The 7,483-nt window shown below is 53.5% G+C and carries 6 protein-coding genes; 3 read left to right on the top strand and 3 right to left on the bottom strand.

Features of this window, described 5'->3' with window-relative positions; genetic code table 11:
- Positions 1-361 precede the first annotated feature (361 nt).
- Positions 362-445: a damage-inducible type I toxin DinQ gene (gene dinQ / locus A7589_RS22285; protein ID WP_001295215.1), complete on the top strand. Its 84-nt coding sequence runs from the start codon at positions 362-364 to the stop codon at positions 443-445.
- 53 nt (positions 446-498) lie between these two features.
- Here dinQ and gorA read toward each other — a convergent pair whose 3' ends face one another.
- Complete coding sequence (gorA, locus tag A7589_RS22280; protein WP_000160819.1) at positions 499-1,851, bottom strand: glutathione-disulfide reductase; 1,353 nt, start codon at positions 1,849-1,851, stop codon at positions 499-501.
- A 71-nt stretch (positions 1,852-1,922) separates the two neighbouring features.
- Positions 1,923-2,765, bottom strand: a complete 843-nt coding sequence (rlmJ, locus tag A7589_RS22275; RefSeq protein ID WP_000954225.1) for a 23S rRNA (adenine(2030)-N(6))-methyltransferase — start codon at positions 2,763-2,765, stop codon at positions 1,923-1,925.
- A 262-nt stretch (positions 2,766-3,027) separates the two neighbouring features.
- Between rlmJ and prlC the strand changes: the two genes are divergently transcribed.
- Together prlC and rsmJ are read left to right on the top strand one after the other, a co-directional pair.
- Positions 3,028-5,070 carry an oligopeptidase A gene (prlC, locus tag A7589_RS22270; protein WP_105282515.1) on the top strand — a complete coding sequence of 681 codons (2,043 nt, stop codon included), beginning with the start codon at positions 3,028-3,030 and terminating at the stop codon, positions 5,068-5,070.
- A 7-nt stretch (positions 5,071-5,077) separates the two neighbouring features.
- Complete coding sequence (rsmJ, locus tag A7589_RS22265) at positions 5,078-5,830, top strand: 16S rRNA (guanine(1516)-N(2))-methyltransferase RsmJ (RefSeq protein WP_000686600.1); 753 nt, start codon at positions 5,078-5,080, stop codon at positions 5,828-5,830.
- Between the two features lie 46 nt (positions 5,831-5,876).
- Here rsmJ and dtpB read toward each other — a convergent pair whose 3' ends face one another.
- Positions 5,877-7,346, bottom strand: coding sequence for a dipeptide/tripeptide permease DtpB (dtpB, locus tag A7589_RS22260; RefSeq protein ID WP_001098673.1), 1,470 nt, complete (start codon positions 7,344-7,346; stop codon positions 5,877-5,879).
- Positions 7,347-7,483 lie beyond the last annotated feature (137 nt).

The following is a 7,483-nucleotide window of genomic DNA, read 5'->3' as shown; positions in this document are numbered from 1 at the left end:
GACGTAAAAAAACCGACTTCGCGTCGGTTTTTTACTTTGCAGCCCAGAGTTGGTGGCTCTGGCTGGAGTGAGAATGCCATCATCTAACGCATCAATGCTAATACCATACTGAAACCATTGCAAGGACATGCTGGTTTTATAACCTGCATGTACTGTATGATTATCCAGTTAGTTCTGAGGCATTTTCACTCTGGTAATGCGCATAAACGCTTTCAAAGTCCTGGTCAGAAGTACGGGTGGTGCCGTTAACTGATGCTCTGGCCGGAGTGAGATTGCCCACATCTAACAATGGGACATGCGCCGTGACAGGCAATGGATGAGTAAACGGATGCATTCTCACTCCATCGCATGGAGAAAACGGGTGATTGATAAAGCAATCATCGTTCTTGGAGCGTTAATTGCGCTACTGGAACTGATCCGCTTTCTGCTTCAGCTTCTGAACTGATAGCGGAAACGTAGCTAAGGGCAAAGAGCACACCACTCTTTGCCCTTTAACATTTAACGCATTGTCACGAACTCTTCTGCCGCCGTCGGGTGAATGGCAACCGTGTTGTCGAAGTCTTTTTTGGTTGCGCCCATCTTCAGCGCCACCGCGAAGCCCTGCAACATTTCGTCCATACCAAAACCAATGCCGTGAATACCGACAATCTTCTCTTCTGGGCCAACGCACACCAGCTTCATGCGGCACGGCTGGCGGTGAGTGGTGACGGCGGTATACATCGCGGTGAAAGACGATTTATACACTTTCACCTGATCATCGCCGTACTGCTCACGCGCCTGCGGTTCCGTTAAACCAACAGTACCAATCGGCGGATGGCTGAAGACCACGGTCGGAATGTTGCTGTAATCCAGATGCTCATCCGGCTTGTTGTTAAACAGCCGTTCAGAGAGACGGCGACCCGCCGCCACCGCGACCGGCGTCAGTTCCACTGCACCTGTGTTATCGCCCACCGCGTAAATACCTTCAACGTTAGTATTTTGATATTTATCGACGACGATATAGCCTTTTTCGTTGGTTTTAACGCCAGCGGCTTCGAGGTTGATGTTGTCATTGGCAGGTTCACGTCCAATCGCCCAAATCAGGCAATCCACCGTTTCACTGCGACCATCTTCCAGCTCCAGCGTCAGGCTGCCATCGGCATTTTTCACCACCGCTTTCGGGATTGCATTGGTGTGCAGCTGCGGGCCTTCAGCGTTCATCACTTCGACCAGTGTTTCAGTGATCATCGGGTCAAAGCTGCGCAGCGGCGCGTGTTTACGCACAAACAGATGCGTCTTCGCGCCGAGGCCGTTAATAACGCCAGCCAGTTCAACGGCGATGTAACCCGCACCAACCACTGCCACGCGCTCTGGCAAAGCGGGTAGGGCAAAGAAGCCATCAGAATCAATACCGTATTCCACGCCCGGAATATCCGGGTGGCTCGGACGACCGCCGGTGGCGATCAGAATATGATCGGCCGTGATGGTTTCGCCGTTTACCTCCAGCGTTTTGGCATCAACGAAGCGGGCAAAGCCTTTGATTACATCAACGTTATTTTTACCGAGCACGTTTTCATAGGAGGTATGAATACGGTCGATATAGGCGGTACGGCTGGCGATCAACGTTTCCCAGTTGAACTTATTGATGGTGGTATCGAAACCATAATCCGGGCCGTACATGTGGATCGCTTCACGGATTTGCGCCGCGTGCCACATCACTTTTTTCGGCACGCAGCCGACGTTCACGCAGGTGCCGCCCAGTTCTTTGGCTTCAATCAGCGCACATTTTTGGCCGTACATAGCCGCGCGGTTGATGGAGGCGATACCGCCGCTGCCGCCGCCGATGGCGATGTAATCATAGTGTTTAGTCATGACATATTGTCCTTATCGTTGATTACCGCGATTGTAGCGCGAGACGTAATAGGTGCCAGCAATGGCTGCAATTACTCCGGCACGATCCAGCTTACGGTGGCGTGCCCGGTGCCTGCCGGAACCAGTTTGCTGTGCAGCCACGGCAGCACGTTATTCATCTGCTGTTCCAGCTTCCACGGCGGGTTAATCACAATCATGCCGGAAGCGGTCATGCCACGGCGATCGCTGTCTGGCAGTACCGCCAGTTCAATTTGCAGAATTTTGCGAATGCCAGTCGCTTCCAGGTCGTGGATCATGCGCTTAATTTGCTGGCGCAGCACCACTGGATACCACAATGCGTAAGTGCCAGTGGCGAAACGTTTGTAACCTTCTGCTATCCCGCTGACCACCGCCTGATAGTCAGTTTTCATTTCATACGGCGGATCGATAAGGATTAAACCACGGCGAGAAACCGGCGGCAGCTTGGCCTTAAGCTGCTGGAAACCGTCGGCTTTTTCGACGCGCGCACGGCTGTCTTTCTGAAATTCAGAACGCAGCAACGGGTAATCGCTCGGGTGCAGCTCGGTCAGTTGCAGACTGTCCTGCTCGCGCAGTAGCTGGCGAGCAATCAACGGTGATCCGGGGTAGTAACGCAACTGACCGCTACGGTTGAAGTGTTTAACCACATTGATGTACGCCTCCAGTTCTGCGGGCAAATCGTCCTGCTGCCAGATACGGGCGATACCTTCGAGATATTCGCCGGTACGCTCGGCATGTTCGCTGCCTAACTGATAACGCCCGGCACCCGCGTGGGTATCGAGATAGAGAAACGGTTTATCTTTCTCTTTCAGCGACTCGATGATCAGGCTCTGAACGGTATGTTTAAGGACGTCGGCGTGGTTGCCAGCGTGAAAGCTGTGGCGATAACTGAGCATGGGTAAAGGTGTTCCGGTAAGTAAAAATCGGCCCGTATTTGGGGCGCACAAAAGCATATCAGGACAGTATACCGAAAAGAGGCCGTCGCCGCGAAAGCGTAACGTTTCTCATTGAAATTCACTACACTTAACCCCATGCTATTACCCATTACGCGTCGGATGGCATCGGCCTATTAACGTAGGTTGGATAAGACGTCTGCGTCGCCTCCGGCGAAAGCGCCTGTGAGCGTTTCGTTCCCTCTATTTAACCAGGACTGTACCTATGACGAATCCGTTACTGACTCCCTTTGAATTGCCGCCGTTTTCTAAAATTCTCCCGGAACATGTCGTTCCTGCTGTCACTAAGGCGCTGAACGACTGCCGCGAAAATGTGGAGCGCGTGGTAGCGCAGGGGGCACCGTACACCTGGGAAAATCTCTGCCAGCCACTGGCGGAAGTGGACGATGTGCTGGGACGTATCTTCTCCCCGGTCAGCCACCTGAACTCGGTGAAAAATAGCCCGGAACTGCGTGAAGCGTACGAACAAACGCTGCCGCTGCTGTCGGAATACAGCACCTGGGTCGGGCAACACGAAGGGCTGTACAAAGCGTACCGCGATCTGCGCGATGGCGATTACTACGCCACGCTGAACACGGCGCAGAAAAAAGCGGTTGATAACGCACTGCGCGACTTCGAACTCTCTGGCATCGGTCTGCCGAAAGAGAAACAGCAGCGTTACGGCGAAATTGCCACCCGTCTTTCTGAGCTGGGCAACCAGTACAGCAACAACGTCCTCGATGCGACGATGGGCTGGACCAAACTCGTCACCGACGAAGCGGAGCTGGCGGGGATGCCAGAAAGCGCGCTGGCTGCGGCAAAAGCCCAGGCCGAAGCGAAAGGGCTGGAAGGCTACCTGCTGACGCTGGATATCCCAAGCTACCTGCCGGTAATGACCTACTGCGACAATCAGTCTCTGCGTGAAGAGATGTATCGCGCTTACAGCACCCGCGCCTCCGATCAAGGCCCGAACGCTGGTAAGTGGGACAACAGCAAGGTGATGGAAGAGATCCTCGCCCTGCGCCACGAACTGGCGCAACTGCTGGGCTTTGAAAACTACGCCTTCAAATCACTGGCTACCAAAATGGCGGAGAACCCGCAGCAGGTGCTTGATTTCTTAACCGATCTGGCAAAACGTGCGCGTCCGCAAGGTGAAAAAGAGCTGGCGCAACTGCGCGCCTTCGCCAAAGCCGAATTTGGCGTCGATGAGTTGCAGCCGTGGGATATCGCTTACTACAGCGAAAAACAGAAACAGCACCTCTACAGCATCAGCGACGAACAACTGCGTCCGTACTTCCCGGAAAACAAAGCGGTTAACGGGCTGTTTGAAGTTGTGAAACGTATTTACGGCATCACCGCGAAAGAGCGTAAAGATGTTGATGTCTGGCACCCGGATGTACGTTTCTTTGAACTGTATGATGAGAACAACGAACTGCGCGGCAGCTTCTACCTCGACCTGTATGCCCGTGAGAACAAGCGCGGCGGGGCGTGGATGGATGACTGCGTAGGCCAGATGCGCAAAGCCGACGGTTCGTTGCAAAAACCGGTCGCTTATCTGACCTGTAACTTCAACCGTCCGGTGAACGGTAAACCGGCACTGTTTACCCACGACGAAGTAATCACCCTGTTCCACGAGTTCGGTCATGGCCTGCACCATATGCTGACCCGCATCGAAACTGCCGGTGTTTCCGGGATCAGCGGGGTGCCGTGGGATGCGGTCGAACTGCCGAGCCAGTTTATGGAAAACTGGTGCTGGGAGCCGGAGGCGCTGGCGTTTATCTCCGGTCATTATGAAACCGGCGAACCGCTGCCGAAAGAGCTGCTGGATAAAATGCTGGCGGCGAAGAACTACCAGGCGGCGCTGTTTATTCTGCGCCAATTAGAGTTCGGTCTGTTCGATTTCCGCCTCCATGCAGAGTTCCGCCCGGATCAGGGAGCGAAAATCCTCGAAACCCTGGCAGAAATCAAAAAACTGGTTGCCGTGGTGCCGTCTCCGTCATGGGGTCGTTTCCCACATGCATTTAGCCATATCTTTGCCGGTGGTTATGCCGCAGGTTACTACAGCTACCTGTGGGCCGATGTGCTGGCGGCGGATGCCTTTTCGCGCTTTGAGGAAGAGGGGATCTTCAACCGTGATACTGGACAGTCGTTCCTCGACAACATTCTGAGCCGTGGCGGTTCAGAAGAGCCTATGGAACTGTTCAAACGCTTCCGTGGTCGTGAACCGCAACTGGATGCGATGCTGGAGCACTACGGCATTAAGGGCTGATCAGTCAGTGAAAATCTGCTTAATTGATGAATCGGGCGCCGGAGACGGCGCCTTATCTGTTCTGGCGACCCGCTGGGGGCTGGAACATGATGAAGACAACCTGATGGCGCTGGTATTAACGCCGGAGCATCTGGAACTGCGTAAGCGTGATGAGCCGAAACTTGGCGGCATTTTCGTTGATTTTGTCGGCGGGGCAATGGCGCACCGACGCAAATTCGGCGGTGGTCGCGGTGAGGCGGTAGCAAAAGCGGTGGGCATTAAAGGCGATTATCTGCCGGATGTCGTCGACGCCACCGCAGGGCTGGGGCGCGATGCCTTTGTGCTGGCTTCGGTCGGCTGCCGCGTGCGGATGCTGGAACGTAATCCAGTGGTTGCCGCATTGCTCGACGATGGCCTGGCGCGTGGCTATGCCGATGCGGAAATCGGCGGCTGGTTGCAGGAACGGTTGCAGTTGATTCATGCTTCCAGTCTGACGGCGCTGACCGATATTACTCCGCGCCCGCAGGTGGTCTATCTTGACCCGATGTTCCCACATAAGCAGAAAAGCGCGCTGGTGAAAAAAGAGATGCGTGTGTTTCAGTCGCTGGTGGGGCCGGATCTCGATGCCGATGGGTTGCTGGAGCCTGCGCGGTTGCTGGCGACCAAACGCGTGGTGGTGAAGCGCCCGGACTATGCGCCGCCGCTGGCGAATGTCGCCACACCGAACGCGGTTGTTACCAAAGGGCATCGCTTTGATATTTATGCGGGTACGCCGGAGTAAAAGTAAAACGGGTAGCGTTATAGCTACCCGTTTTTCTGCAAAAAAATTAATGGCTTTCCGGTGTCTCAATCATTCGTTTCAGCCAGGGCACCATCATCAACATCACTACTGCAACGCCCAGCGTGACCAGACCAATCTTACCAAACACGTTGGTGTAGACAGGTAACGTCTCAAGCGGATCGGTAATATTGTCTGGCACTGCGGTAAATGTTGCCACATAGCCGCCGAGCAAGAACGCGGCAGCCTGCGTCAGAAACCACATCCCCAGAATAAAACCCATCAAATGCTGCGGCACCAGAGCAGCAACCATTGCCAGCCCCAGGGCGCTAATAAACAGTTCACCCAGGCTCTGGAACAAGTAAACCAGCACGATAAACCACGGTGATGTCAGCCCCTGCGCATCAGCAAACCACATCCCCGCAGCGGCGGCAGTCAGAAAACCCAGCGAGCACATAAACATGCCGAGAGTAAATTTCATCGGCATCGAGAGGTCTTTGCCTTTGTTACCCAGATGAGTGTAAATGCCCGCCAGTATTGGGCTGGCGAGTACCACCCAGAACGGGTTAAGTGCCTGGAAGCTGACCGGGTTGATGGAAAAACCGAGAATTTCATGATGCACGTTGTTGATGGCAAAGAAGTTCAGCGACGTTGGCATCTGGGCGTAGAGGATGTAAAACACCACCGCTTCGAGCATCAGCACAAAGGCGACAAACATTTTATTGCGCCCGGTTTTATCCAGCTTGAATGCCTGACGGAAGAAGATAATGGTGACGACGATGGAGAGGGTGATCAGCACCAGATTGGCGACTTCTACGTTGTGCATCAGCCATGCACAGACGAAGATCATCACTACGCTGCCAATCAACACGTACAACAGTTTGCCGAAGTTCAGTGGTCGGAAGTCAGGATCTGAACCAATATCTTGCACCATCCCGCGACAGGCGATGTAGACCAGTAGCGCGACAATCAAACCTACCCCGCACAGGTTATAGGTAACGGAATAACCAAATCTATCGGCAATCACTGGTGCCAGCGACAGCGCCACCAATGAACCAATATTGATCGACATGTAAAACAGAGTGAAAGCACCATCCAGACGCGGGTCTTTCGGTGGATAGCATTTAGAAAGCAGGCTTGCCGGGTTGGCTTTAAACAAGCCGTTGCCGACGGCAATAGTGCCCAGGGCGATGAAAATCAGATCAGGCTTAAGTAGCGACATTCCGGTCATGAAGTAACCAATCGCCAGCACAATAGCCCCAAGAACAATGGTGCGTTTAGTCCCAAGTAGGTGGTCGCCGACATAGCCACCAATGGAGATAAGTCCATAGACCAGCGCAGCAAAAGCGCCAAAGGTGACAAAGGCCTGCTCTTGTGAGAATCCGAGCTGTTTAACGAAGAAAACCGCCAGCACGCCTTGCACGCCGTAGTAGCCGAATCGCTCCCATAATTCGACAAAAAAGATCATGAAAAATGGGCGAGGTTGTTGCAGCATCCCAGTGGGTGTTGTTGTATTCATATTTATTAACCTTCCAATACCATCCTGAAAAGTATGAACGCGTAAGTGATTGCGCGCGAAAGATTTTACAGATGTCTAAGATTTTTAATATTGATGTGGTAAATAGTTATATGCACTATTTGGTAATGACTCCAACT

The sequence above is a fragment of the Escherichia sp. MOD1-EC6475 genome (assembly GCF_003046645.1).
Lineage (GTDB): Bacteria > Pseudomonadota > Gammaproteobacteria > Enterobacterales > Enterobacteriaceae > Escherichia > Escherichia ruysiae.
The sequence above is the reverse complement of the archived record's forward strand: the minus strand, read 5'-3'. Positions and strand labels throughout refer to the sequence as shown.